At 38.6% G+C, this 25,553-nt stretch carries 29 protein-coding genes and 2 pseudogenes; 27 read left to right on the forward strand and 4 right to left on the reverse strand.

From position 1 onward, the window contains the following. Window positions 1–26: 26 nt before the first annotated feature. Window positions 27–275, reverse strand: a complete 249-nt coding sequence (locus MKP09_RS14105; RefSeq protein WP_240830621.1) for a VOC family protein — start codon at window positions 273–275, stop codon at window positions 27–29. Continuing rightward, complete coding sequence (locus tag MKP09_RS28175) at window positions 182–400, reverse strand: VOC family protein (RefSeq protein ID WP_394801067.1); 219 nt, start codon at window positions 398–400, stop codon at window positions 182–184. Before MKP09_RS28175 ends, MKP09_RS14105 begins: the two co-directional genes overlap by 94 nt. A 288-nt stretch (window positions 401–688) precedes the next feature. Here MKP09_RS28175 and MKP09_RS14110 point away from each other — a divergent pair, with 288 nt between their 5' ends. From MKP09_RS14110 to MKP09_RS14150, 9 genes and pseudogenes are all read left to right on the forward strand, one after another. Continuing rightward, the gene (locus MKP09_RS14110; protein ID WP_240830622.1) at window positions 689–1,027 is read left to right on the forward strand and encodes a hypothetical protein; all 339 of its coding nucleotides are present in this window, start codon (window positions 689–691) and stop codon (window positions 1,025–1,027) included. 85 nt (window positions 1,028–1,112) lie between these two features. Next, window positions 1,113–2,386 (forward strand): annotated as a pseudogene (locus tag MKP09_RS14115) (YeiH family protein). A gap of 46 nt (window positions 2,387–2,432) precedes the next feature. After that, complete coding sequence (locus MKP09_RS26230; RefSeq protein WP_262915377.1) at window positions 2,433–2,732, forward strand: sulfatase-like hydrolase/transferase; 300 nt, start codon at window positions 2,433–2,435, stop codon at window positions 2,730–2,732. Continuing rightward, window positions 2,698–3,966: a sulfatase-like hydrolase/transferase gene (locus MKP09_RS26235; RefSeq protein ID WP_262915378.1), complete on the forward strand. Its 1,269-nt coding sequence runs from the start codon at window positions 2,698–2,700 to the stop codon at window positions 3,964–3,966. The genes MKP09_RS26230 and MKP09_RS26235 overlap by 35 nt, the downstream gene beginning before the upstream one ends. Before the next feature lie 26 nt (window positions 3,967–3,992). After that, entirely contained in the window at window positions 3,993–4,682 is a 690-nt protein-coding gene (locus tag MKP09_RS14130; protein WP_240830623.1) for an SGNH/GDSL hydrolase family protein, read from the forward strand. A gap of 119 nt (window positions 4,683–4,801) precedes the next feature. Further along, window positions 4,802–5,047: a hypothetical protein gene (locus MKP09_RS14135; protein ID WP_240830624.1), complete on the forward strand. Its 246-nt coding sequence runs from the start codon at window positions 4,802–4,804 to the stop codon at window positions 5,045–5,047. Window positions 5,048–5,091: 44 nt separating this feature from the next. Continuing rightward, window positions 5,092–7,035, forward strand: a complete 1,944-nt coding sequence (locus MKP09_RS14140) for a glycoside hydrolase family 2 protein (protein ID WP_240830625.1) — start codon at window positions 5,092–5,094, stop codon at window positions 7,033–7,035. A gap of 340 nt (window positions 7,036–7,375) precedes the next feature. Then, complete coding sequence (locus MKP09_RS14145) at window positions 7,376–7,816, forward strand: alpha/beta hydrolase fold domain-containing protein (RefSeq protein ID WP_240830626.1); 441 nt, start codon at window positions 7,376–7,378, stop codon at window positions 7,814–7,816. Window positions 7,817–7,952: 136 nt separating this feature from the next. Further along, entirely contained in the window at window positions 7,953–8,207 is a 255-nt protein-coding gene (locus tag MKP09_RS14150; protein WP_240830627.1) for an alpha/beta hydrolase family protein, read from the forward strand. Between the two features lie 27 nt (window positions 8,208–8,234). Here MKP09_RS14150 and MKP09_RS14155 read toward each other — a convergent pair whose 3' ends face one another. Beyond that, window positions 8,235–9,347 carry a glycoside hydrolase family 43 protein gene (locus MKP09_RS14155; RefSeq protein WP_240830628.1) on the reverse strand — a complete coding sequence of 371 codons (1,113 nt, stop codon included), beginning with the start codon at window positions 9,345–9,347 and terminating at the stop codon, window positions 8,235–8,237. A 36-nt stretch (window positions 9,348–9,383) separates the two neighbouring features. After that, on the reverse strand, window positions 9,384–10,760 hold the full coding sequence (locus tag MKP09_RS14160) for a sulfatase (RefSeq protein WP_240830629.1): 1,377 nt from the start codon (window positions 10,758–10,760) through the stop codon (window positions 9,384–9,386). Between the two features lie 698 nt (window positions 10,761–11,458). Here MKP09_RS14160 and MKP09_RS14165 point away from each other — a divergent pair. The 18 genes and pseudogenes from MKP09_RS14165 to MKP09_RS14250 all read left to right on the forward strand — a co-directional run bounded on the left by MKP09_RS14165 (window position 11,459) and on the right by MKP09_RS14250 (window position 25,552). Further along, window positions 11,459–11,860 (forward strand): hypothetical protein, encoded by a 402-nt coding sequence (locus tag MKP09_RS14165; protein WP_240830630.1) that lies wholly within the window; start codon window positions 11,459–11,461, stop codon window positions 11,858–11,860. 5 nt (window positions 11,861–11,865) lie between these two features. Continuing rightward, window positions 11,866–12,060, forward strand: a complete 195-nt coding sequence (locus MKP09_RS27425; protein WP_240830709.1) for a TonB-dependent receptor plug domain-containing protein — start codon at window positions 11,866–11,868, stop codon at window positions 12,058–12,060. Between the two features lie 14 nt (window positions 12,061–12,074). Continuing rightward, window positions 12,075–12,305 carry a hypothetical protein gene (locus MKP09_RS14175; protein WP_240830631.1) on the forward strand — a complete coding sequence of 77 codons (231 nt, stop codon included), beginning with the start codon at window positions 12,075–12,077 and terminating at the stop codon, window positions 12,303–12,305. Between the two features lie 65 nt (window positions 12,306–12,370). After that, window positions 12,371–13,717, forward strand: coding sequence for a TonB-dependent receptor domain-containing protein (locus MKP09_RS14180; protein WP_240830632.1), 1,347 nt, complete (start codon window positions 12,371–12,373; stop codon window positions 13,715–13,717). Next, a complete protein-coding gene (locus MKP09_RS14185) occupies window positions 13,714–14,397 on the forward strand; it encodes a SusC/RagA family TonB-linked outer membrane protein (RefSeq protein WP_240830633.1) in 684 nt (227 codons plus the stop codon). The genes MKP09_RS14180 and MKP09_RS14185 overlap by 4 nt, the downstream gene beginning before the upstream one ends. 20 nt (window positions 14,398–14,417) lie before the next feature. Next, the gene (locus MKP09_RS14190; protein ID WP_240830634.1) at window positions 14,418–16,106 is read left to right on the forward strand and encodes a RagB/SusD family nutrient uptake outer membrane protein; all 1,689 of its coding nucleotides are present in this window, start codon (window positions 14,418–14,420) and stop codon (window positions 16,104–16,106) included. Between the two features lie 55 nt (window positions 16,107–16,161). After that, window positions 16,162–16,599 (forward strand): carboxypeptidase-like regulatory domain-containing protein, encoded by a 438-nt coding sequence (locus MKP09_RS14195; protein WP_240830635.1) that lies wholly within the window; start codon window positions 16,162–16,164, stop codon window positions 16,597–16,599. Beyond that, entirely contained in the window at window positions 16,596–17,486 is an 891-nt protein-coding gene (locus MKP09_RS14200; protein WP_240830636.1) for a TonB-dependent receptor plug domain-containing protein, read from the forward strand. Before MKP09_RS14195 ends, MKP09_RS14200 begins: the two co-directional genes overlap by 4 nt. Beyond that, complete coding sequence (locus MKP09_RS14205) at window positions 17,483–17,959, forward strand: hypothetical protein (protein WP_240830637.1); 477 nt, start codon at window positions 17,483–17,485, stop codon at window positions 17,957–17,959. The genes MKP09_RS14200 and MKP09_RS14205 overlap by 4 nt, the downstream gene beginning before the upstream one ends. Beyond that, the gene (locus MKP09_RS14210; RefSeq protein WP_240830638.1) at window positions 17,922–18,677 is read left to right on the forward strand and encodes a SusC/RagA family TonB-linked outer membrane protein; all 756 of its coding nucleotides are present in this window, start codon (window positions 17,922–17,924) and stop codon (window positions 18,675–18,677) included. The genes MKP09_RS14205 and MKP09_RS14210 overlap by 38 nt, the downstream gene beginning before the upstream one ends. 179 nt (window positions 18,678–18,856) lie before the next feature. After that, window positions 18,857–19,171: a hypothetical protein gene (locus tag MKP09_RS14215; RefSeq protein ID WP_240830639.1), complete on the forward strand. Its 315-nt coding sequence runs from the start codon at window positions 18,857–18,859 to the stop codon at window positions 19,169–19,171. A 191-nt stretch (window positions 19,172–19,362) separates the two neighbouring features. Beyond that, window positions 19,363–19,725, forward strand: coding sequence for a hypothetical protein (locus MKP09_RS14220; protein WP_240830640.1), 363 nt, complete (start codon window positions 19,363–19,365; stop codon window positions 19,723–19,725). Beyond that, complete coding sequence (locus MKP09_RS14225) at window positions 19,722–21,008, forward strand: RagB/SusD family nutrient uptake outer membrane protein (protein ID WP_240830641.1); 1,287 nt, start codon at window positions 19,722–19,724, stop codon at window positions 21,006–21,008. Before MKP09_RS14220 ends, MKP09_RS14225 begins: the two co-directional genes overlap by 4 nt. An 82-nt stretch (window positions 21,009–21,090) precedes the next feature. Then, window positions 21,091–21,348: a hypothetical protein gene (locus MKP09_RS14230; RefSeq protein WP_240830642.1), complete on the forward strand. Its 258-nt coding sequence runs from the start codon at window positions 21,091–21,093 to the stop codon at window positions 21,346–21,348. Then, entirely contained in the window at window positions 21,345–22,022 is a 678-nt protein-coding gene (locus tag MKP09_RS14235) for a hypothetical protein (protein WP_240830643.1), read from the forward strand. Before MKP09_RS14230 ends, MKP09_RS14235 begins: the two co-directional genes overlap by 4 nt. Window positions 22,023–22,176: 154 nt before the next feature. Further along, a complete protein-coding gene (locus MKP09_RS14240; RefSeq protein WP_240830644.1) occupies window positions 22,177–24,327 on the forward strand; it encodes an arylsulfatase in 2,151 nt (716 codons plus the stop codon). After that, window positions 24,281–25,278 (forward strand): annotated as a pseudogene (locus tag MKP09_RS28180) (alkaline phosphatase family protein). The gene MKP09_RS14240 and the pseudogene MKP09_RS28180 overlap by 47 nt, the downstream one beginning before the upstream one ends. A 106-nt stretch (window positions 25,279–25,384) precedes the next feature. Beyond that, entirely contained in the window at window positions 25,385–25,552 is a 168-nt protein-coding gene (locus MKP09_RS14250; RefSeq protein WP_240830645.1) for a hypothetical protein, read from the forward strand. Window position 25,553: the final 1 nt, after the last annotated feature.

The following is a 25,553-nucleotide window of genomic DNA, read 5'->3' on the forward strand; positions in this document are numbered from 1 at the left end:
GCTGTTCTGTCTATGAAATGGAAAACTTATTTTCCTTCCTGAAAGGCTAACATATTACCTTCGGTATCTTTAAAAATGGCAAAATAACCTGACCCAGCGGTGGTTCGTTTTTTGTCTGTGATAATATGGCCTCCTCCAGATTGAACTCTATTTAAAAGCGCTTCTACATCTCCATTGGCATTTAAATATACAAGAGAGCCGGAATTTTGTTCTTTTGTGTCATCATATTCAACCAAAGTGCCACAGAATCCTTCCCCGATGTGTTGGGTATACATTGACATACATCATTGCCGATAGTAAGGTCAACTATCTTGAACTGGAAAACATTTTCGTAAAATTGTTTTGCGCGTTTCATGTCCCTTACAGGTATCTCGATCCAACTAACGATTTCCACAGCCATTGTATAGTTTTTTAAATATGGTTTGTCAGAGTTTTTTCAATTGACTGGCACGCAATATTGCCTTCGAAAATATTTAGTATCAAATCTCGCGCCATATATTAAGCTTTAATTAAAATATCAAAAATTTAATTTAAGCGCTCTCCCGGCCGCAGCCAGAGATGCTCTCCGTTTTGCAAATTATTAGGATTCAAAGAATGCCTTTTACGTGAATGAGCGCAAAAAGTATTAACCAGATAAAAAAATGGCTTGCCTTTTGCATATCTTGAAAAACGAATAATAAGTTTATAAATGTTTCAGCCCTATAGCCCTTTTGAATTTAGAGAGATCGATTTGTTGAGAAAGACGAAAAGAAGATTTGTTGTACTTCAAACCTGTGATCTTCTCATCGAATCAAAACATGATAATAAGAAATTGTACCTGATGTTAACCGATTATGATGCACTTGCAAATGCAAGAGGCCATAAAAATTCAATCACTAACGACAAACATGCTATCATCTTTGATCTTGAAAATGATAGTCATCGTAATAAACTAACCGAGATGTTATATCCCGATTCAAAATATTTTATATACCGTTCTACTATCGCAAATGGAACTAGTTCACGCATACAACACGAATTGGTTTAGAAGCACGCGCTTGTCTTTAAATAACAGTACTACAAATTCAATTTTAATGGATTGCAGAATTATTGTAATCTATTATATTTGAAGAATGACTTCTATTAAAAAGCAAGCCCTCCTTTCTGAAGATTGGGGCGTAGTGGTTCTTGGGTTTATTATTATTATCCTTGCTGTTTTTGGAATATATATCGATTCCCCTTCTTTTAGTTGGGATGCAACCTCAGATATATCAGCAAAAATTTTGAGTGGATCCAATCTATACAAAATAATTATCCAGTTCTTATTTGTATACATTATCGCAATTGTAGGCGCTTTTTTTACCGGCAAATCCATTTCATTTATCCTGAAGAGTTTCCCGGTTATTTATATTCTTACATTGCTGGCATTTTTTATAGGTGGCAATGGAACCATTCAGGTACTTAATTTAGAAACAGTCATTTTTTGCCTGGCTCTTGGCCTTATTGTAAGAAACTTTTTCAACCTTCCTATTTGGCTGAAGGACACTCTTTCTTCCGAATTTTTTGTAAAGATCGGGTTGGTCTTATTAGGTACCAATGTTCTTTTTTCGGATGTATTAAAAACGGGATCGTTAGGTTTGATACAGGCTTTATTGGTAGTATTAACAGTTTGGTATTTCTCATTTTGGTTGTGCAAAAAATGAAAATCGATAAAGAACTTTCTTTAATGATGTCAAGTGCTGTTTCCATTTGTGGTGTTTCTGCAGCTATTGCTACTTCAGGAGCGATTAAAGGTGATTCAAAAAAACTCTCATTAGTTGTGTCGCTAGTTCTGATCACGGCTGTGCCAATGATGATCGTTATGCCCTGGCTTGCAAGCTGGATGGGCCTTTCGCAGGAAGTGACAGGAGCATGGTTGGGCGGAACTATCGATACAACCGGAGCTGTTGCCGCTTCCGGTTCGCTGGTTGGAGAAACCGCCTTAAAAATAAGCACCATCGTGAAATTTTCACAAAACGTATTGTTGGGCTTTGCTGCGTTTGCTATTTCGATTTACTGGACTTATACTAAAACGGCGAGTAGCCAGTCTGTTTCAGAAAAACCAACCCTGAAATTGATCTGGGAAAGGTTTCCGAAATTTGTCATCGGGTTTGCCCTGGCTTCATTAATATTCTCTTTTATTCTTAATCCCGAAATAACTCAAAGTGTAAAAGCTCCTTTGAAAAGCCTGCAGGGGCTTTGGTTTGCTTTAGCATTTACATGCATTGGTTTGGAAACAAATTTTAAAGACCTGGTTGGAGTTCAAAATAGAAAGCCGGTATTTGCTTTTTTAGGAGCCCAGTTATTTAATATTCTTATTACATTATTGATCGCATACTTCTTGTTTGGAAGTGGATTATACGAATAGCGCTGCAATTTAAATTGCTGTAAATATTTTAATAAATGATAAAGCGTTGCCTGCACTTTTATATTGTTTTTCTGCTGACGATATTTGTTTCAGGATGTGGAGAAAAAAAGAACCTGATAATGTTTCGAAGCCTAATGTTATTATCGTTTACCTTGATGACTTGGGAATAGGAGATTTGAGTTGCTATGGAGCGACTGCTGTAAAAACACCGAATGTTGACAAGTTGGCTGCAGGCGGAATAAAGTTTACAGATGCACATAGCACTGCGTCTACATGTACGCCTTCGCGGTATTCTTTATTAACAGGCAGCTATGCTTTTAGAAACAATGCGGCTATTACCTGGTGATGCACCATTGCTGATTCAGCCGGGCACGCCAACAATAGCTGCGATGTTTAAAAATTCGGGTTATAAAACAGGTGTGATTGGGAAATGGCATTTGGGATTAGGAGACGGAATACCTGATTGGAATGGTACCCTGAAGCCAGGCCCGCTTGAAATAGGATTTGACTATTCTTTTATCATTCCTGCAACGCTTGACCGCGTACCCACGGTTTATGTTGAGAACTATAAAGTACCGAACCTCGATCCGAAAGATCCTATTATAGTAAGTTATGGTAAGAAAGTAGGCAATTGGCCAACAGGCCTGGAAAGGCCAGATTTATTGAAATTTGGAGCGGATACACAACACAGTAATACGATCACTGATGGGGTTAGCCGCATCGGATATATGACAGGCGGCAAATCTGCATTATGGAAAGATCAGGAAATTCCTTTTGTTTTTTTAGATAAAGTAAAATCATTTATTACACAAAATAAAAAAGAACCATTCTTTCTATATTTTTCATTTGCTGATATTCATGTTCCCAGAGATCCTAATCCTAAATTTAAAGGCGTGACAAAAATGGGATCGCGCGGCGATGCTATTGTACAGATGGATTGGTCGGTTGGTGAATTGATGAAGATATTGGATGAGCACAGTTTAACAGATAATACTATTGTGATATTTACTAGTGACAACGGCCCGGTATTAGACGACGGTTATCATGATGAGGCTGAAAAACTGGTAGGAAATCATGACCCATCGGGTGGTTTAAAAGGTGGAAAATATAGTGCCTATGAAGCGGGAACAGTTATGCCTACAATATTGTATTGGAAAGGAACTGTTCAGCCCGCTGTTAGTAACGCTCTGATCAGCCAGGTTGATTTTTATGCTTCGTTTGCAAATTTGTTAGGATATTCTTTAAAGACAGACGAAGCACCTGATAGTTACGATATGCTGGAGGCTCTTATGGGGAAAAATAAAAATGGCCGGGAAAGTATGTTGGAAGAATCTTATACGATGTCTTTAAGAAAAGGTAATTGGAAATACATTGCTCCTCAAAGCAAACCCACTCCAGCCTGGATGGTCAACAAGCGAATTGAGACCGGCCTGATGCCAAAGCCACAGTTATACAATCTGGAAGCTGACATATCCGAAACAAATAATCTTAGTGATGCAAATCCTTCTCAACTAAAAGAGATGCAATCTATATTATCGGACATTCTTAAAGCGCCAAGTCGGCCAGGATTTAAAAAATAATTTATTAATTGCCTAATAATATTACCATGCGACATGTATTTTTTTTCTTTATAACAATTCTTTTTTGCACACAATTAACAGCTCAAAAGGCGGATGAATTTGCAAATTTAAAAAGATACGCAACAGATAACGAATCTTTGCTAAGTTCAGGAAAAAAGGTTGATGTTGTATTTATAGGCAATTCTATTACCGAAGCCTGGGTAAAGCATGATGCTGCTTTTTTTAGTTCTAATAATTATGTGGGACGTGGTATTAGTGGTCAAACTTCTTCTCAAATGCTATTACGTTTTCAGCAAGATGTTGTTGCATTAAAACCTAAAGTGGTTGTGATCAATGCAGGTACCAATGACATTGCTTTAAATGCTGGGAATTACGATCAGCACTTCACTTTTAATAATATTAAGTCGATGGCCGCTATCGCTAAAAGCAACGGTATCATAGTCATCCTTACTTCTGTTCTTCCCGCCGGTTCATTTCCCTGGCGCCCGGAAGTTAAAAACGCCTCTGCTCAGGTTGATGAATTAAATGGATTAGTAAAAAAATATGCCATTGAAAAAGGCTTTTCGTATATTGATTATAACCTGCTCATGCGCAATGAAAAAGGTGGCATGAAAACTGTATTGGCTGATGATGGTATTCATCCAAATAAAGAAGGATATAAAATAATGGAAGAAGTAGCCCTGAAAGCCATTAGTAAGAATCTGAAGAAAAAATAGAATAACCGGTATTTTTGTTCAGATGCATGCATTTGCCACAATTTTTATACGAATAAGTACAAAAGTGAAAGAGTAGATGGCAATCTCTTTATTAATTTGTTAATCTAAAACCACCCGGAATGATTAAATTTCTTGCCAGCGCTTTACTATTAACTTCATTAGGTTTAAGCGCACAAAACTATAGCCCCGCATCATCATCCTTAACTACCGAATGGGGACAAAAAGTAACTCCTGAAAATGCATGGCAACAATACCCCAGGCCACAAATGCAGAGAAGTGAATGGCAGAATTTAAACGGGCTTTGGAATTATAGCATACAAAAAAAGGCGTTGCAAAACCTGCGAATTACGAAGGAACAATATTAGTACCCTTTGGTGTTGAATCGTCTCTATCCGGTGTAGGCAAGCCTTTGCTGCCCGAACAGGAGCTTTGGTACAGCCGTAAATTTTCTATTCCTGATACTTGGGGAGATAAAGAAATGATACTGCATTTTGATGCCGTAGATTGGGAAACGAAAGTTTGGGTAAACGGGAAATTGGCGGGTACACACAAAGGAGGATCAGATCCGTTTGAGTTTAATATTACTTCACATTTAAAGAAGAGTGGTGAGCAGGAATTAGTAGTTTCTGTGTGGGACCCAACTGATAAAGAAATGCAGGCGCGGGGTAAACAGTCACTCGATCCTAAAGGAATTTGGTACACAGCTGTATCTGGTATATGGCAATCTGTTTGGCTTGAGCCTGTGTCCAAAAGCCATATCGCAGAAGCGTATCCTGTACCAGACATTGATAGGAGCAGAGTTTATTTTAATTTTCAATCAGAAAATATAACCGGATCACATCAGTTGAATGTATTAATAAAAAACGGAAATAATGTGGTTAAGGATACCACACTTTCTTTTCACAAAGCTATTATTATTCCTTTGCCTAACGTGAAGTTGTGGACACCGGAAACGCCTGAATTGTATCATACAACCATCACTATCAAAAAAAGAGGAACTGTTGTTGACCAGTTCAATACCTATTTCGCTATGCGAAAAATTAATATGGTAAAAGATGAAAATGGTTATATGCGATTGGCGCTAAATAACAAACCCGTCTTTCATTTAGGAACACTTGATCAGGGATGGTGGCCGGATGGATTATTAACTCCTCCGTCAGAAGAAGCGATGATGTATGATATTGTGAAGCTAAAGGAAATGGGTTTTAATACGATTCGTAAACATATCAAAGTAGAACCTTCACGATATTATTACATGGCTGATTCAATTGGGATGTTGCTTTGGCAGGATATGCCTTCGGGTTTCTTATGGCCAGATCATCCTTCTCATGTAAAACATGATGATAAAGAAGATTGGGTGCGCCCGGCAGAATCGGCTGTTCAGTTTGAGAAGGAATGGGAATCTATAATGAATCATCTTCGCTTTTTTCCGTCCATCGTTATGTGGGTGCCGTTTAATGAAGGCTGGGGACAATACGATACTAAACGGATAACTGCATGGACTAAAAAATATGATCCTACAAGATTAGTGAATTCTCCAAGCGGCTGGACTGATCGTGGAGTGGGTGATGTGATGGATGTTCACCAATATCCTGGTCCGGGTATGGGCGTGGTTGATTTAAACCCTGGCCGTTCAATGGTTTTAGGCGAGTTTGGTGGTTTGGGGCTTGTGGTGAAAGATCATATATGGAATGCTAATAAAAGGAATTGGGGCTATAAGACTTATACACAAGATTCTGTTTTAGTAAGAGAATATACAGAGTTGATGCATAATTTATCTTTAATGGTAAAGCGCGGATTGTCCGCTGCTATTTACACTCAAACAACAGATGTTGAAGGAGAAGTGAATGGACTGATCACCTACGATAGAAAAGTAATTAAAATGCCAGAAACCCTTTTGCGTAAGCTACATGAACCTATGTATGAAAAAGCAGATGGAAAGATTTTGTTTGTGAATCAAAGAAATGAAACAGACCGGCCTTTTATTTTTTCTTCTGGGCAGGAACCTCCTGCTGATTGGTTAACAGGTGCTGTAAAGTTTAATAAAGACAAGCAAAAGGTTGCTGTTAAAAAAGGTGGTAATATTTATGCTTACCAGGATGTGGATTTTGGAAATGAAATGCCGGAAGGTTTGGGTTTAAAACTATATGCTTCAGGCGATGTAAAAATCTATGTTAACGGTGTGTTGGTTTGGAGTGAAGATCAGGTTCGGATAAAAAGACATTACGATGATATAAACCTTTCGTCTTATGTGCATCTGTTAAAACCCTGGAATAATCGGATTGCTGTAGAAGCAAAAGCAGCAACGCAGGATGTCGATTTTGATTTTTCTTTATACCAATGGAATAAATGATAAGGCTAAACTTGGTTAAACTTATTTTTCACCACATTAGGCACATAGGTTTTATGATAAATAGGAAACATAAAAGCACATAATAGTTCATTTACCGAAGGCTATGTCCGCCTACGGCGGATACAATATAACCTCAACGAAGTAAATGCTATGTATCTATGTGCCCACCCGGATGATCGGTCGGACGGGTTTTATTAAAAAAGTCTAAACAAGTTCGCTATTATAATAACAATCACCTGAATAATACTTGGCATTTTTATTTTCTCGCAAAAAGAAGAATTTGCAGGTTTATTTTTTATACTTCATTTCATAACTTAGCCAAATTCAATAACGGTTATTTATGAAAAGAAGTATTTTCCTTTTGATTGCTTTGCTATCGATGGCTGTAGCTATTGGACAGCAATCTTACAAAACTGTAAAAGATATTAAGTATTATTCTGAGACGGATTATAACAAAGACAGTTATAAGGATTCTATGTGTGTATTAGATCTTTATTATCCTGAAGGTGTAAAAGACTTTGCAACGATCGTGTGGTTTCATGGCGGCGGCATTACTGGTGGCCATCGTGATATGCCTGAACAATTAAAAAATAAAGGATATGCAATTGCAACAGTTGAATATCGCTTATCTCCCAACGTTAAAGCACCTGTTTATATTGAAGACGCTGCCGCTGCCGTAGCCTGGGTGTTCGAGCATATAAAAAATATGGCGGAAATGATAATTTTATTTTCTTATCAGGCCATTCCGCTGGAGCATATCTTGTTTCGATGGTTACCTTGAATAAAAATTATTTATCAAAATATCGCATTGATGCAAATCGTGTAGCAGCATTAGTACCTTTTAGCAGCCAAGCCATTACGCATTTTACTGTGCGGCAGGAGAGGGAGTAGATCCTATGCGACCTGTGATAGACTCTATGGCACCATTGCATTTTGTAAGAAAAGATGCTCCTCCAACTATATTAATTACCGGCGACCGCGAATTGGAGATGATGGGCCGATACGAAGAAAATGCTTACTGGTACAGGATGATGAAGCTTGTGGGCCATAAGTCATCTAAATTATTTGAGCTTGAAGGTTACGATCATGGCAATATGCCAGAAGGAGGTTACCCTATTTTATTAAGGGAAATGCGTGAACGCATTAAAGAAATTAACTCCGATAAGAAATGAGTATCTTTTTGATGTTGTAATTGTAACCTATGGCATTTGTTGTTCTTCTGTCGTTGGTCCGTTAACTGTTAAAATCCCATCTTTAGAAACCTCCATTTTATCAATAAATACAACACGCTCATCACCGGTTTTGCTGGTACGGCCATGATATACGCATAACATCGTCTTTCCGTCTGGCGAAACAGTAATACTATTGTGGCCAGTACCTGTAACAATACCGCCGTTAGCTGTGTTCTTTTGTAAAACCGGATTATTAGCTGCTTTTTTAAAAGGGCCTAAAGGACTTGTTGATGTGGCGTAGCCTACTGCATAATTTTTTCCGCCAAAATAGTTTGCAGAATACATCATGTAATAAATATCATCTTTCTTAAAAATATAAGATCCTTCTGTCCATCTGCGGTTCACTTCCTTTGATGTTACAGAGCGGCTTTCCCATTCAGCTTGCTGATCATCCATTTTTGCAGGCGGGCGTAAAATCAATACAGGTTCGCCAATCACTCCGCTAAAATCCTGTTTCATTTCTATGCCATATACCCAACTTTCTTCAATTTCATTAAACCATCCTTTTTCGCGAGCCCATGTTGCAACTTCACTTTCAACGGCATGCTTGTAACAGCATCTTGAATAATATAAATATGTTTTGCCATCTTCACCAAACAATACATTGGCGTCAATTATTGGATAGCCAGGATCAAAAATGGGTTTGTTTTGCATGTCGATAAAAGGCCCTGTTGGCTTGTCTGATATGGCAACCCCGATTTTAAAATTTTCTTTTTCATTAGTAGGATTTTCTTTCCACTGTGCGCTGTAAAACATGTAGTATTTGCCATTGCGCTCATATACTTCAGGAGCCCAGTAAGAATGTTCGCCCCAGCCATTTTTATTATTGCCAAAGTAAACCTGGCCTTCTTGTTTCCAATTTACAAGGTCAGCAGAAGAATAAGCTGCAAATCCATTTTTAGCTCCAGCTCCTGTGCCATACATATAATAGACACCGTCAGACGAACGTAAAACATACGGATCGCCAAACTTAACATCTAATGGATTTTTATAAGTTATCTCTTTTTTTGATGAAGAAGTTTGACAGGAAAGGTTGCTGAGTAAAAGACAGGCGACTGATATAAGTAAGATTTTTTGCATGTATGGTTGTTATTAAAAAATATGAATTTAATGTTGCTACATTTCTACACCAACATTTTTTCTCCAGGTAGCAAGCTCTTTTTTAAGTTGTGTTACTATTTTAGGATTTTTGTCGGAAAGATTGTTGGCCTCTCCTAAATCATTCTCCATATTATATAATTCATTCGTATTATCATCAAAAAATTCAATGAGTTTCCATTTGCCATCAATAATGCTACCGGCTGATCTTCCTCCTAAAAAATGTGGCTGGTCTAAAGGATAATGCCAGTAAAATTTTCTGTCGGACATTTTCTTCTCAGGATTTTTTAATAATCTGGCAAATGAAAATCCATCTAAAGGCTGGTTATTCTTCTTTGCTTTTATCAGCTCTTCAAAAGTGGGGTAAACGTCAAAGTTTACCAGCGGTTGGCTGCAAACTGCTCCTTTTTTTATACCTGGCCCCCAAATAATAAAAGGTTCTCTTACACCACCTTCATACAAACAGCTTTTGCCAGCTTTGAGCGGGGCATTATTGGTAACTCTTGTTTCGCCTCCGTTATCGCTTGTAAAAATAATGAGCGTGTTTTTATCTAATCCAAGTTCAGTTAATTTCTTCAAAATAGCACCCACACCTTCATCCACTACTTTTAGTTGTGCGGCCAGGTGCGGATTGTTTTCTTTTGCCCATACGCCTGTGCCGCCGGGTTTATATGGATCATCAGCTTTATTTTTTGGCCGGGCTTCGCTGGTGCCTGCACCTTTCTTATTTTTAAAATGCTCAACAAGTTCGGGTTTGCCATGCACGGCAGTATGCACAGCATAATGACTTAAATATAGAAAGAAAGGCTGGTCTTTATTGCGTTCAATAAATTCAAGCGCTTCATAATGCTGCCGGTCGGTAAGGTATTCATGCTCTCCGGGTAACTTTTTCTGAATCTCACGATTCCAGAAATAGGGCCAGAAATAGGCTCCTTCAGCTATTCCACGATTCTCACTTACCAGCACTTCATCGAAGCCATGCTGATCGGGTAAAGTTTCTTCCGAAGCTCCTTCTTTCACATATCCCGACAAGTGCCATTTACCCACAATTCCTGTGTGGTAACCATTTGCTTTCAGCATTTCTGCAAGCGTTGTATGTGAAAGCGGCAGATGTTGAGCAGAGTTGGGCCGCAGGTAATCCGTAATTTTTAGCCTCGCGGGATATTGGCCAGTCATTAAGGCTGCGCGGTATGGAGAGCATACAGGTGCCGCAGCATAAAAACGTGTGAACCGCATACCTTCGGAGGCAAGTTTATTAAGGAATGGTGTTTCGTTAAACTTATTTCCATAACATTCCAACTCACTGTATCCTAAGTCGTCAGCGAGTATATAAATAATGTTTAATTTTTCGGTCTGGGCGTTACCGACAAGCGAAATAAAGAAAAAAGTACCCACATTGGTTTAAGGGTAAAAGCAAACAATGTATTTGAAAAGGATTTCATGTGGCTATCGCTTTTGCGGACAAGATAATAATTATGTTTAAAGAACATTGACAATTTTGTAGCGCTTTTTTCATTATTGTATCAAAATATGATATTAATATTTTTAGAACAATTGGCTCCTTGCTATTTACGATACCCTTTCATCTATATATAATGTGCTTTTAGCCAGGTAACTTAAAGTAAACAATAATGTAATGAAAATTTAATAGTCTATTGTTTTTGTGGACTAGTATTTTCCCCTATATTCGCAGTGGCAAATTTTTTTGACAGACATGACAAAACTGAACGAAAACAAAAAATTGACAGTGATTTGTGTAAATAACCCTCTTTTTAGCTGTTGTAATACAAAATTGACAAACTCTCGTACAATAGTTAAAGTGCTATTTAGTTTCTGATTATATCTTACATGCAATAAAAAATGACGATTGCTATGCAACTACTATTTCTTATTGCTTGTCAAGACCAACATTTACCAGAACAATAGAAAGCTTTTCATAAAAGAACCGGTTAGTATCCGAATGGGAATGTTATGTCTGTTCGAAATTTTAACGAGATTCAAAAAACTTTATGTTAGTATAACTGCTAAATAAGCCCCAAACATGCAGTGCCTCTATTCAGCCTGCATTGTAAGGGTGTGAAATAATCAAAATCATGAAACTGCATATATATAATATATATATCGGAGAATATAAAACGGCGTCTCATCCGATGGCTATCGGATCAACAAAAAAATCGTCTGCCGCGGCGGACAACCTAAAAAATTTACGGATGAAAATAATGCGCTTGAAAAGAAACTTGTTTTACAGTTTAGGGGTGTTCCTATTATCGTATGCACCATCTGTTGCCAAAGCACAACAAAGCGATACGCTTGATCTTGGCTATAAAAAAGTTAGCGTAGCAGATTTTAATGGCTCAGCTTATACCATTACAGCGCATGAGTTGCGAAACCTTCCGGTAACTAATCTTACCAATTTGCTTTCAGGTTTGGTGCCTGGTTTTTTTCTGTTCAAACCTCTGGCGGAACAGTTAACGAAGCTGCTAACTATTGGATAAGAGGTATTCGTACGAATGCTGAAGGTGTTTTAGTGCTTGTTGATGGACAAGAGCGGGAGTTCGGTGTGTTGAGCTCCAACGAAGTAGAGTCGATCACTGTTTTGAAAGACGCATCCATGTCTGCTTTATACGGCACACGGGCGGCAAATGGAATCATTTTCATTAACACCAAAAAAGGAAAAAAGGAAGGCCAAGCGTAGAACTTACGTCGCAGATGATAAATCAGAAACCTTTAGGTATGCTTACTTCTCTTGATGCTTTAAGTTATGCGGAGCATTATAACGAGGCTATCAAATACGATGGACTAGATGCATCAAAAATGTACTCGCAAAATTATTTAAATCAATATCGTAATAGAGATGGTGTTAATCAGGAGTTTTATCCTGATGTAAATTGGAGAGATAACTACTTTAAAAAAGTAATTGGGTACAAAGACACAATCTAAGTATTTCCGGAGGATCGGATCGTACAAGGTATTTCATCAATGGTGGATTTTTAAAACAGGCGGGTATGTTTGTTACAGATGAGGAGTCTTCTTACAGCACTAATAATACTACGAGCCGCTATAATATTCGCTCCAATCTAGAAGTAGATGTAACAAATACTACTTTACTTAACCTCGATATTTACGGTTGGTTTGACAAGCAGAATAGGCCAGGTGGAGATTCATATGGAGCATACAATTCATTAATAACAACACCACCTAATGCATTTCCTCCATATTATATAGATAATGGTCAGTATACAGATCAGGACGGGAATATAGTGCGAGGAATTAACGGAAGAATCACTGCTGGAAATGACCTGGTTTCAAACCCATGGGCATTATTAAACAGGAATGGATATTCCATATTGAACCGCGTGTATGGTTCATTTAGGGCAAAACTTACACAGGAACTGGCATTTATTACTAAAGGTCTGAGCGCTTCAGCATTGTTATCAATGGATAGTTATACCGCTGCGGTAACGGATAGGCAAAAAGGATTTGCATATTACAATTTGTCTGACATCAACTCAACTTTTTTGAGGAGAACGGGTACTGATCAGCAAATGGGCAATGGTATTACTGACAGGGCTAGTGAAGCGAGAACTTCACTGGACTTTCAATTGTCTTACGATAAGTCTTTTAATAATCATTATGTTTCTGCTACAGCTTTTTACAACCAATATGAATTCGACGATCAAACATCTATTCCCAGCCGTTTTCAAACAATAGGCTCCTGGTTAGGATACAATTATAAACACAAGTATTATCTGGATCTAACAGGCTCTTATCATGGGGTATATAAGTTTGCACCCGGGAAAAGATTTGGTTTCTATCCTGTTGTTTCTGCAGGATGGACGATCTCTAACGAAAACTTTTTCGGATCAGTAAAGGATGCCGTGTCTTATTTAAAAATAAGAGGTTCATATGGTTTAATAGGGAACCAGCGTGGCGTAGCAGAATTTCAGTACAGAACAAGGTTGAACGAAGTTGGCGGCGTGTACTGGTTTGGAAATACTATGGCTGCCAGGCCGGGTTTTGTAGAAGATATTCTTGCTAATCCTGGCCTTACCTGGGAAAAAGCCAAACAACTCAACCTTGGCGCTGACATCAGGTTGTTTGATGATAGGTTTAGCTATTCCTTCGATTATTTTAAAGATCGCAGGTCGGATATGTATATGGTCAACAATAATGTTACATCCTTATTGGGATCTATTGCTACTATACAACAAAACATAGGAGAGATGTTTTCGGAGGGTTACGAAATGGCGGCTTTATGGAAGTCAACAATTGGCGATTTTGGGTACAGGATTGGAGGTTCTTATTCCTTTTCATCTAATGAAAACATTAAAACGGGTGAAATTCAGGAGTGAACTATTGGCTGCAAGAAGCTGGGTATGCAAGGGGACTTAGAAGAGGGTATATCGCAACTGGTCTATTTCAATCGGAAGCAGAAATAGCAGCGTCTCCAAAACAAACTTTTTCTGAAGTACAACCAGGTGATATTAAGTATAAGGATATAAATGGTGATGGACTTATTGATCGCAACGACCAGGTTCCTTTAGGGTATGGAAATGTGCCAAGTGTATTTTATGGAATTAATGCGGGCATCTCTTATAAAGGTATCGGGTTAATGGTACTTTTTCAGGGAGCCGGGCGCACTACACAAATGTTAAGTGAGAAAGTAGCTTTTCCTTTTTTATCGAATGGAACTATATACGAGCACCAACAGGATTACTGGACGCCTGAAAACCCTGATGCTTCTTTACCTAATATTTCTACCATCAATTCCAATGTAAATAATACACAAAGCTCATCATTCTGGATGAAGGATGCCAGCTATATAAGGCTAAAAACCCTGGAACTATCTTATCAGTTTCCGGAAAAATGGCTTGGCAATTCTTTTATAAAGAACCTTCAATTGTTTGCGAATGGTTACAACTTGTATGTATGGTCTAAAGATGATAGTCCGCTAGATCCGGAAGATAATGGTGCATCTAACACTATGCCACTGACACGTAACGTGAGCCTTGGTTTGTCAGTAAGATTTTAATAAAAATAAAAAATAGACAGATGAAAAAATATATAATTCCGGTACTGATTATGGTTGCACTTTCAGCGTGCAATTATATGGATGAGAAGCCTTATGATTGGGCACAGCCGATAGATGTTTTTTCGATGGAAGCCAGCTATGAAAAGCCCATCACACAGGCCTATTCTTATTTAAAAGGTGGCTTCAATCGCATCTCAGGATCTTTCCTTGATGCCGCCACAGATGATGGTATGAGCACAATTAATATATCAACCATTCACAGGCTTTCGCGAGCGTACACAACCTCTAATAATCCGGTTGAGAACTGCTGGGACGCTTCTTATCAGGGAATAAGACAAGCATTGTTTGTTCAAAAGAATCTTGCTGAAATAGACCTGGTATTGAATAATAAAAGTTCGGAAGATGTAATTGAGATAAAAAATATTTACTCTGGCGAAATGTACTGTTTACGGGCTTTGTATGAGTTTGATCTGCTTCGTCATTATGGAGGCTATCCAATTGTAAGTAAATTTTATAACCTGGGTGATCCGGAATTATCTCAAAAACAACGCAGCTCATTCGCTGATTGTGTTAATAATATTATCAGCCTTTGCGATTCCGCAGAGAAATATTTGGACGTAACACCTGTAGGTGGAAATGGCGGCTTTGGCCGCATGACCAAAGGTGCAGCTTTGGCCATTAAAGCGAAAACATTGATATTAGCTGCAAGCCCTTTATTTAATCAAAGTGGCAACGGCAATACGTTTATTGGCTATACTAATGCATCCGCATCAGATATACAAGCGCGTTGGGAATCTGCAGCTGCGGCTTGTGCAGCTGTGATCAATCTTAAAAAAGCAGATGGAGCAAATGCTTATTCATTACATGCCAACTACGAAAGATTGTTTGTTACATCGCCTAACAATGAGTATATCATATTTGTTTCAGCTCCAAAATCAAATGGGCTTGAAAACAGGCAGCTTCCTCCAACACTTTCAAGGGATTTGGGTGGCGGTACGGTTCCTACTCAGGAATTTGTAGATGCGTTTACAATGGCTGATGGCAGCGACTATGTTGAAAGCGATATAAGCACACAATATAAGAATCGCGATCCCCGGCTGGTGGCAAGTATTGGGTTTAACGGTTCAACGTATGGCGCGTTGGGAACCATTCAAACAAAACTGGGAGATGGATCAACCATTGATGGCTTAAATCTTATTGCTGACCGATCAACTAATACTGGTTATTATTTGAGAAAGTTTATAGATTTTAATATAGATTTTTCTAAAGCCAGTCCTGGTACAGCTTTTCACTTATTTCCGTTAATACGCCTTGCCGATGTGTTTTTACTTTATGCTGAAGCAATGAACGAAGCTTATGGTCCGGATGTAGACCCGCTCGGATTTGGACTTAGCGCAAAAGCTGCTGTACAGCGTGTGAGAACACGTGCTGGATTTAAGGCCAACGATAAATACCTTACAAATGTTGCTGATGTCGCAACTATGCGTAGTAAAATAAAGGACGAAAGACGTGTTGAATTATCCTTTGAAGAACAACGCTACTTCGATTTGAGGCGTTGGATGGATGGCAATAAATTGAACCAATCTGTTACGGGCATACGTATAGAACAGGTAGGTGCAAACTTAACTGCAAACTATTTTACGGTAGATGGGCTGCGCCGCTTTGAATCAAAATGTATCTGCATCCGATACCATTGCAAGAAACAATGATCTCTCCACAAATTACTCAAAACCCCGGATGGTAACTGTGATAAATAAAATTATTATGAGAAAAGTTTTTTTAGTAGCGCTGTTATTTCTTTTATGTATGTATGGTTATGCGCAAAAGTCAATAACCGGTACTGTAAAAGATGATGCAGGCAAGGGGTTAGCTGGTGTATCTGTCGCGCAAAAAGATGCGACGAATGCGACCATGACCGAAGAGGATGGTTCATTTAAGTTTGTGCTTGATGACAATAAAGAAAGTGTTCTTTTATTTTCAATGATCGGCTTTGAAAATAAAGAGGTGGCATTAGCTGGCGCAGAAAGTGTACAAGTTACTTTAGTTGCACAAACTAAGGATCTTGAGCAGGTAGTTGTGGTGGGTTATGGTATACAACGAAAAGCATCTGTTACAGGTGCTATTTCTAATGTTGGAGCAGAGGACATCAGGAAGGCCCCGGTGGCGAGCGTTACCAATTCCCTCACCGGGTTCCGGGTTTGATCACTCGGCAATCCAGTGGCCGGCCAGGTCAGGATGATGCCGCTTTGTTTATACGTGGCCGCGCTACTTTTAATAACTCTGATCCATTGGTGTTAGTAGATGGTGTAGAGCGCGACTTCCGCCAGATAGAGCCAGATGATATCGAAAGTGTTTCTATTCTTAAAGATGCATCTGCAACAGCGGTGTTTGGGGTTCGAGGTGCAAATGGTGTTGTGTTGGTTACAACAAAAAGAGGTGCTGCCGGAAAATCTAAGATCAATTTTAATGCTGAATATGGCGTTACTAATTTTAACCGTATTACTAAAGCATTGAATGCGGAAACTACTTCTCTCTTTCAGCGGGAAGGAACAATAAATGTTGGATTAGATCCTTCAATTTTATCCAACACAAGTAATTTCCCGGTTTCAGAGTACGATAATTATTTATACCGAACGCAGCTTAGCCCGTTCACTCATGCTGATAATGATTTTATTGAAACCTTTACCAAACCTGGTTCACAGCAGAAATATAATATCAGTATTACAGGTGGTAACAAAGTGATCAAGTATTATGTTTCGGCAGGATATTTTAACCAGCAGGGTATGTTTGAAGCCGATATTGATAAGCTAAGAGAAAAACCTATTTTAAAAAGACTGATCGAATTATCTCCCGATGTGGATGAGGCGTTACGGGCTAAAGAGTACGATGCTTCTTATTATTTCGATCGTATCACCACACGTTCTAACATTGATATAACCTTAAGTGAAGATTTGAAATTAGGTGTGAATATGTCGTATCTGTATAAAAAGAAAACAGGCCCGCTACTTATGATGGTTTATCAAGCGGTGCTGAAAATTTACGACTCTTTGCTGCATTTTATCGGAATGCACCGCAGGCTTTTCCTTTGATGAACCCTAACGGAAGCTTTGCAGGAGCAATTGGCGTGTGGCGTCAAAACCCACTTGTTACCATTGCCAACACCGGTTTTCGTTCTGATTTTAGTAATGATCTGCAAACTGCTTTCACTTTTAATTATAACTTACGTAAACTGATTAAAGGCCTTTCGGTTGATGGACGATATTCTTTTGATGTTGACTGGAGTAACTGGCGCGGCATGCAGGAACGTCCTTATTTGTATTCATTTAATACTGGCGATAGTTCATATCTACAAGGACTTAATGGTGTTTTGCCTGTCCAGGGTTCTGGTAAAGTGTCAGCTGTTTACGGACAGTATGTTGAGCTTGCTCTAAGATATAAAGGGGTAATTGGTATCCATCACAATATATCTGGTGTGATATTGGGAAACTTCAATTCTGAATCAACTCGGGGGGCAGTATTCTTATGTGCCCCATATTTATCAAGGACTTATAGGAAGGGTTAATTATGATTATGATAATAAATATCTTCTTGAAATAAATATGGGATACAATGGTTCGAACCGTTTTGCAAAAGGAAGGCAGTACCAATTGTTTCCATCTGTATCTGCAGGCTGGATAATTTCAAATGAAAAATTCCTGTCTGAATCTAATGTCCTGAATTTTCTTAAACTGAGAGGCTCCTTTGGTCAGGTGGGCAATGATAAATTAGGTGGCTTTTCTTATTATTATCGCTATACTTATGTTAATGGTGCATCATATTCATTTGGGGAAACAAACAATCCTGATATTGTAGGATTACAGGAAGGGCGATTGCCCAGTATATCCATAGGCTGGGAAATGGCAACTAAGTACAATGTAGCTTTTGAAACAAGATGGTTAAAATCACGCCTTAGTTTTAATGTAGATCTTTTTAAGGAACGTAGAACTGATATTTTAGCGGAACCCGGCAAGTTTTTATTAGTTGCAGGTATTAATAGTTTAGCACCGGAGAATATAGGAGTGGTTAATAACAAAGGTTATGATTTGGAACTGGGATGGCAGGAGCAGTTATCTTCAGGTTTTAGCTATTTCGCAAAAGCTATTTATTCCAATGCTAAAAATACGATAGCTGAAAGGAACGAGGCGAACCAGCCTTATGATTATTTGCGTGAAACGGGTCGTTCCATCGGGCAGTTTTTGGTTACCAGTTTGACGGCTTCTTCCAGTCTTACGAACAAATAGCGGCCTCTCCGCAACAATTTGGTTTATCTAACCTGGCGCCGGGAGATATTAAATACAAAGATATTAACCAGGATGGTATTGTTGATCAAAATGACCAAACGGCTATTGGATATAGCACCCTGCCCGAAATTACTTATTCACTTTCAACCGGGGTCGGTTATAAAGGTATTGATATTAGCTTGCTGTTTCAGGGAGCTGCTCGCAGCTCTGTATATATGGTGGGCGACCTTGGCTGGGATAACAGCTGGGGTAATTATTATGAAGAACATATTAATAGGTGGACACCGGAAACCGCGCTCACAGCTACTTATCCCAGGTTTTTACAAAAGTCAGACGGCAATAATCAAAACTATTATGCCTCTGATTACTGGCTGAGAGATGGTAGCTATTTAAGATTGAAAAATGTTCAGGTGGGATATTCTTTTCCTAAATCTTTATATAGAAAATTACCGCTGACATCAGTGCGTTTTTTGCGAATGCTTTTAATCTATTGACATGGGATAAAGTAAAAAGAGTAGATCCGGAATCAAACCCCGACAGGAATTCTGGGCAATTTTACCCGCAACAACGTATTGTGAATTTTGGTGTAAATGTTGGTTTCTAAAAACAAAAAACAGGAAGGATGAAAAAGATATACTTTTTAATTTTAATCGCCGTACTATCTCTGAGTTGTAATAAGGAGGGGTTGCTAGATAGTACAGATTTAGATGAACTCACAGACGAGAAGGTATTTACAGATGTTGAAAATACAAGGAGGGCGCTAATAAACTTGTATGGCAACATGCGTCAGGCCAGTAATAATAACAGTGGCAGTTTTTCTCAGCTGTTTGATATGAACGTTACTGTTGCTATGTTGGATAATGCAACAGATGATGGTGCCGGTAATACCACACGTAATGCTGGTATTTCACCTGGCATTCAAAAATATATAACAGGAGCTATTTCAGGAACCTCTAATCCTGTAGTGTTAACTCATCCGTGGAGATTTTTTACAGAAGCATCCGCAACGCTAATATATTTCTTGCCAATATTGACAAATGCCCTATGACAGAAGAAGAGAAAAGGAGTAGTGCTAATCAGGCACGCTTTTTAAGGGCTTATTATTATCACGAGTTGTTCAGATGGTTTGGACCATTGGTTATTACCACTGAGCCTATTGACCCATTTATTTTTGACAGCACTAAGCGCGAAAACTTAAAAACGACTGTCGACTTTATAGTAAATGAGTTTGATGCTTTGTCGCAGGATGGTGCTTTACCAGATAGATGGGAAGGCTCAGAATATGGTCGTGCTACTAAAACAGCTGCAATGGGATATAAGGCAAGGACTTTGTTATATGCAGCCAGTCCTCTCTATCAGGAATCAGGAGTAACATGGGCGCAGGCAGCACAGGCAGCTTTAGATCTTATTACTTATGCAGATAGCAGAAGTCTGCACAGTCTTTATGTGGCGCCGGGAGAACCCAATAAAAACTATTCACGCTATTTTAATGAACGTGCTAATGCTGAAAATATTTTGGTGTATTTGCGAGATCCAACAAATGATCTTTACAATTTATTTCCGGCTTTTAACCCATGGAATGTAAATAAAGAATTGACCACCGTACCTACACAATGGCTGGTGGATTGTTATGATATGGCTGACGGTTCAGAACCAATTGTAGGATACAATGCGGATAACAGTCCTATCATTAATCCTGCGTCAGGATATAATGAACAAGATCCATATAAGAATCGTGATCCCCGGTTTTATCAAACCATTCTATATCATGGCGCCACCTGGCCCAATGTAAATAAAGGAAGAGCAACTGTAGATATAAGAACGCCTAATAATTGGGGTAGTGGTTATTTCCTGGTAAAATATCTGGATGATCGTATTGACCATAGAGATGGAGGTACCACATCAATGAACTTTATAATGATGCGCTATGCTGAAATCTTATTGGACTATGCAGAGGCTATAAATGAAGCAGAAAATAACGCAAATGCAAGATTGATGGCGGTTGAACAATTAAATAGGATAAGAGAACGTGCTGGCATTACCAATCCTTTAAACGCGGCTGACTTTACACAGGCTACACTAAGAGAAAGGATACGGAAAGAGCGCCGCATAGAACTTTGTTTTGAAGAACATCGTTTTTTCGACATCAGGAGATGGATGATAGCAAAAACAGTGATGAATAAACCAGCAATTGGTATTACGATTCGTGGAGGACAGTTTGTACGATCCCGGTTAGATAATAGAAATTATAGTGATCGGATGAATTTGTTGCCTTTACCAGTTGACGAGGTAAATAATGCACCTTTAATTTATCAAAATCCGGGCTATTAATAAATATCATAAGATTCAGAAACCTATTATAAGAACAGTATAGGTTTTTACCAGAGCATTAAAAAAGAATAAAATCAAACACATGAAAAGAAGTATTTATCTGTTAGCGGTTATAGGAACCATTTTATTTTTGACATCCTGCGCTAAAGATGTTGAAGATGTAAATTTTGTTCCTGAAGTAAAAATATCGTTTCAGGAAGGCGGGATAGCAATATTGTTAAGGTTGAAAAGGGCGTTAATCAGTATACTGCAAAGATTGATGTACAATCATCCGGATCGATCATCAACATTTTTGAAATTTATACTGCTGACGCTAAAACCGGTAACCGTGATACATTGATTACCGAAACAGCCAGATCTTTTGATGATGGCCAGGCAAATTATTCTGCAACTTATACCATACCGGATCTTTCTGAGAACAGGTGTATCAAAGTAGTGGTTACAGATACATTAGGCCGTGTATATGAAAAAAATCTTGTAGTAAAGATCACGCCATCGGTAGTCTTTTCGACTGTAGCTAAAATAGAAACCGTTGAGAATTTTTATGGCCCGTATTATGCCACCTGGTTATCCGGAAGAGTATATATGCGCAAGCATACCGATTATAAAAATGAAATTGATTTTAGTTTGGGCGATGTAGTCATTGCTTCAGAAGGCGCTACTGTTCTGCCAGCATTGATAAACCCGGCACAGCGGTCTGCAAATGGTCTGCTAACAATAGAAGGTTTACAAAGCGCAACATTTGATTCAACCACATTAAGCGCTGCAGAGTACAACGGAATATCCCAGGTAAATGCGGGGGCCATCGCGTCCTTACCTGATCCGACCCAGAATGTAATACCCATTCGAAGCGGAAAAGTATATTTGTTTAAAACGGCCAACGGTAAAAAAGGGTTGATACATATATCCGCGCTCACTCAAAAAAGCGGTACTATAGAAAATACAAATGGGGAATGGGTGGCGCAAACTAATTATTACGAAGCTACTCTAAGTTCAAAAACCGTTTTGCCATAAAGCTTAAGAAAAGGATATTGGCAATATCTTAAGTTGAGGCGTATTAGTATTTACAATGTATAGAAGCTATAAAAGGTTTTCTATACATTGTTGTTTTATACTAAAATTTTTATAATGCTTAAACTTCTTTAATTATAAAAGGTCAAAATACACAATGCATATTCGTATATTTTCTTTCCTCTTCTTTTACATTATTTCAATAAATGCATACGCCCAGAAAAAATCAAAGCCTAATATAATTGTCATTCTTGCAGACGACATGGGCTTCTCTGATATTGGCTGTTACGGCGGCGAAGTGCAAACACCCAATATTAATAATCTTGCTAAAGAGGGAATTCGTTACAAACAATTCTATAATGCAGCACGCTGTTGCCCCACAAGAGCTTCGTTGGTAACTGGTCTTTACCCCCATCAGGCCGGAATGGGATGGATGGCCGCGGCCGATTTGGGTACACCTGCCTATCAGGATAATCTGAATAATGAATGTGTAACAATCGCAGAAGTATTAAAACCTGCAGGTTACAGCACTTATATGACAGGAAAATGGCATCTTACTAACGAAAGAAAAATAGATGGATATGTAACCGACAACTGGCCCGTGCAACGCGGATTTGACAGGTATTTCGGCATTATTCCCGGCGGGGCCAATTATTATACGCCAATAATTTATAGCAATAATAAGCGATACAAGGCTCCAGAAAATTTTTACTTGACTGATGCGATCAGCGATACAAGTGTTAAATATATTCAAGAACATTTTACAGGAAATGCGGACAATCCATTTTTTATGTATGTCGCCTATACATCGCCACACTGGCCTTTGCATGCTCCGAAAGAAGTTATAGAAAAATATAAAAATACTTACTCGAAAGGCTGGGATGCTACCCGTGAGGCAAGGTTTAAAAGGCAAAAAGAAATAGGACTTTTTGATAATGATACAAAACTGACACCGCGTGATGCAAGAGTGCCAGCATGGAGTACTTTGGATGAAAAAGCTAAAGAGGAAATGAGCATGCGTATGGCTATTTATGCCGCACAGATCGACATCATGGATCAGGGAATTGGTAGAATAGTTAACAGTTTAAAAGAACTGGGGCAGCTGGATAATACACTTATTTTATTTTTAAGTGATAACGGCGCTTGTGCTGAATATATCAGCAGTGGAAAAAGTAAAGCAGTTGATGGAACAGAAGAAACTTTCGAGAGTTACCGTATCAATTGGGCAAATGTAAGTAGTACACCATTTAAAGAATATAAACATTTCACACATGAAGGTGGTATTGCTACACCGTTGATCGTGCATTGGCCCGACGGTGTAAAGAAGGATCTTAATAATCATTTTGTAACGGAATATGGCCATCTAACAGATATTATGGCAACCTGCGCTGATGTAGCAAAGGCTACATATCCTGCTACATTTGAAGGACATGAAATTGTGCCAATGCAGGGCAAAAGCCTTGCTCCACATTTTGTGGGAAAAAGTAACAACAGGGGAAAAGTTTATTGGGAGCATGAAGCTAATATTGCTTTACGTGATGGTAAATGGAAACTGGTCGCCAAGACTGAAGAAGACAATCAGTTTAGTGAGTCTGGATTGCAATTGTATAATATGGAAACTGATCCGACAGAGATGAACGATTTAAGCAAGCAACAACCTGAACGTGTTCAATCAATGTATAAAGAATGGAATAGTTGGGCTCATAGCATTGGTGCCTTTCCATTAGACACGCGGGAATACAATGTTAGAATGCGTGCTTATAAACGTGTAATAAACGGAAGCTTTGATGATAACCTGGGAGGATGGAATATTAAAGTGGGAGAAGATGCAAATGCAACTATAGATATTGATGAGACAGGTCAGATCTCTGGTAAAAAATCAGCGATGATCAGCATGACAAAACCTGGAAACAAGCCCGCTGCGGTAAATATGAACTGGGCTTTTCCTGTAAAAAAAGGAGAGCGATTTGAGATAAAGCTTAAAACGAAATCCAAGACGGCTACTTCTTATTTTGCCCGTCTTGAAAAAGCAGATGGCAATGCTGAAAAAATCATTAATGAAAATATTAAAGTAGGAAATAAACTTAATGATTTTCATTTTACATCCGCTCCTGCACCCGAAGCCGGCAGTTACAAACTGGCGCTGTATTTCGGTACATTAAAGCCAGGTGACCAGGTTTGGTTAGACGACATAGAACTGATTACACTAAAAAATAATTATGCTGAAGCGATTGCTTTTTATATGTTTATTGATGCCTTTCATGGCTGTGGCTCAGAACAAGAAACATGTCCTGTTAGTAAGTATTGATGGCTTTCGCCCCAATTTTTATAAGGAAGATGTTTGGAATGCTCCAACCTTAAAACGCTTGCAAGCCGCAGGTGTTTATGCAGATGGAGTGAGCAGTATTTTTCCTTCGGTAACTTATCCATCACATACAAGCATTGTAACTGGTGAGTTGCCAGGGCGTCATGGCATTTATTACAACGTTCCCTATGATTCAAAAAAAGGTGAATGGTATTGGAATGAAAGTGCTATTAAAGTGCCAACAGTTTGGGATGCAGTTAAGGCAGCGGATTTAACATCGGGTGCGGTTATGTGGCCGGTAACAGTGGGTGCGCCTATCGATTATAATTTCCCTGTACGCAGGGCAGATAATGATGAAAAGACAGACCAGCTATCTGTTACTAAGCCTTATGTTACGCCATCTAATATGCTTAATGAAATGCAACAAAAGATCGGAACATTATCACCTAAAGATTTTAATCACGATAATATGGATATCACCATTGGTAAAATGGCATCTTATATTATCAAAACACATAAACCAGATTTAATGGCTGTGCATTTTATCGGGTTAGATCATGCGCAGCATGACGTGGGAAGGAAGGAGCAGAAGTGACACGTGCATTAGCGGTAATTGATAGCATGCTAAACGTGGTTTTGTCGGCTTACGAATCGGCCGGTATATTGAATAATACTGATGTGATCATTACAGGTGATCATGGATTTGTTTCTGTTCAATACAATATTTCACCTAATACATTATTAGCTAAGGCAGGTTTGATAACTGATAAAGATTGGAAGGCTAAATTTCTTTCTACGGGTGGATCTGCGTTTTTGTATTTAAAAGATCCTAATGATAAAGCAACTTTAAATAAAGTGGTAGAACTGTTGCAAAATGTGGCGCCAGCTGATCAAAAGTATTTCAACATTATAGAGCGTAAGGAATTAGATAAAATGGGTGCCAACCGGAAGTAGCGCTGGCTTTGGCAGCAAACAACATGGCTGCTTTAAATGGAAATACGGAAGGATCTCTGATTAAACGTAAAAAAATATAAACGGTTCACACGGGCATGATCCACGTATGCAGGAATTGTTTACAGGATTTATTGGCAGCGGCCCATCTTTTAAAAACGGTGTTAAAGTTGACCATTTGGCGCTTACCGATATCTCGACATTGATTAGTGATATACTTGGGTTAACATTCAAATCACCAACAACAGAACTAAAAAAGAAAATATTAAAAGATTAAT

Source organism: Paraniabella ginsengisoli (genome assembly GCF_022513635.1).
In the GTDB taxonomy this organism is placed as follows: Bacteria; Bacteroidota; Bacteroidia; order Chitinophagales; family Chitinophagaceae; genus Niabella; species Niabella ginsengisoli.

What these genes read in the sequence shown, in the direction of transcription:
- MKP09_RS14105 (WP_240830621.1), bottom strand. Translation starts at nt 275, where the DNA reads ATGTATACCCAACACATCGGGGAAGGATTCTGTGGCACTTTGGTTGAA.
- MKP09_RS28175 (WP_394801067.1), bottom strand. Translation starts at nt 400, where the DNA reads ATGGCTGTGGAAATCGTTAGTTGGATCGAGATACCTGTAAGGGACATG.
- MKP09_RS14110 (WP_240830622.1), top strand. Translation starts at nt 689, where the DNA reads ATGTTTCAGCCCTATAGCCCTTTTGAATTTAGAGAGATCGATTTGTTG.
- MKP09_RS26235 (WP_262915378.1), top strand. Translation starts at nt 2,698, where the DNA reads ATGCTTTTAGAAACAATGCGGCTATTACCTGGTGATGCACCATTGCTG.
- MKP09_RS14130 (WP_240830623.1), top strand. Translation starts at nt 3,993, where the DNA reads ATGCGACATGTATTTTTTTTCTTTATAACAATTCTTTTTTGCACACAA.
- MKP09_RS14135 (WP_240830624.1), top strand. Translation starts at nt 4,802, where the DNA reads ATGATTAAATTTCTTGCCAGCGCTTTACTATTAACTTCATTAGGTTTA.
- MKP09_RS14145 (WP_240830626.1), top strand. Translation starts at nt 7,376, where the DNA reads ATGAAAAGAAGTATTTTCCTTTTGATTGCTTTGCTATCGATGGCTGTA.
- MKP09_RS14150 (WP_240830627.1), top strand. Translation starts at nt 7,953, where the DNA reads ATGGCACCATTGCATTTTGTAAGAAAAGATGCTCCTCCAACTATATTA.
- MKP09_RS14155 (WP_240830628.1), bottom strand. Translation starts at nt 9,347, where the DNA reads ATGCAAAAAATCTTACTTATATCAGTCGCCTGTCTTTTACTCAGCAAC.
- MKP09_RS14165 (WP_240830630.1), top strand. Translation starts at nt 11,459, where the DNA reads ATGAAACTGCATATATATAATATATATATCGGAGAATATAAAACGGCG.
- MKP09_RS14175 (WP_240830631.1), top strand. Translation starts at nt 12,075, where the DNA reads ATGATAAATCAGAAACCTTTAGGTATGCTTACTTCTCTTGATGCTTTA.
- MKP09_RS14180 (WP_240830632.1), top strand. Translation starts at nt 12,371, where the DNA reads ATGTTTGTTACAGATGAGGAGTCTTCTTACAGCACTAATAATACTACG.
- MKP09_RS14190 (WP_240830634.1), top strand. Translation starts at nt 14,418, where the DNA reads ATGAAAAAATATATAATTCCGGTACTGATTATGGTTGCACTTTCAGCG.
- MKP09_RS14195 (WP_240830635.1), top strand. Translation starts at nt 16,162, where the DNA reads ATGAGAAAAGTTTTTTTAGTAGCGCTGTTATTTCTTTTATGTATGTAT.
- MKP09_RS14225 (WP_240830641.1), top strand. Translation starts at nt 19,722, where the DNA reads ATGACAGAAGAAGAGAAAAGGAGTAGTGCTAATCAGGCACGCTTTTTA.
- MKP09_RS14230 (WP_240830642.1), top strand. Translation starts at nt 21,091, where the DNA reads ATGAAAAGAAGTATTTATCTGTTAGCGGTTATAGGAACCATTTTATTT.
- MKP09_RS14240 (WP_240830644.1), top strand. Translation starts at nt 22,177, where the DNA reads ATGCATATTCGTATATTTTCTTTCCTCTTCTTTTACATTATTTCAATA.
- MKP09_RS14250 (WP_240830645.1), top strand. Translation starts at nt 25,385, where the DNA reads ATGCAGGAATTGTTTACAGGATTTATTGGCAGCGGCCCATCTTTTAAA.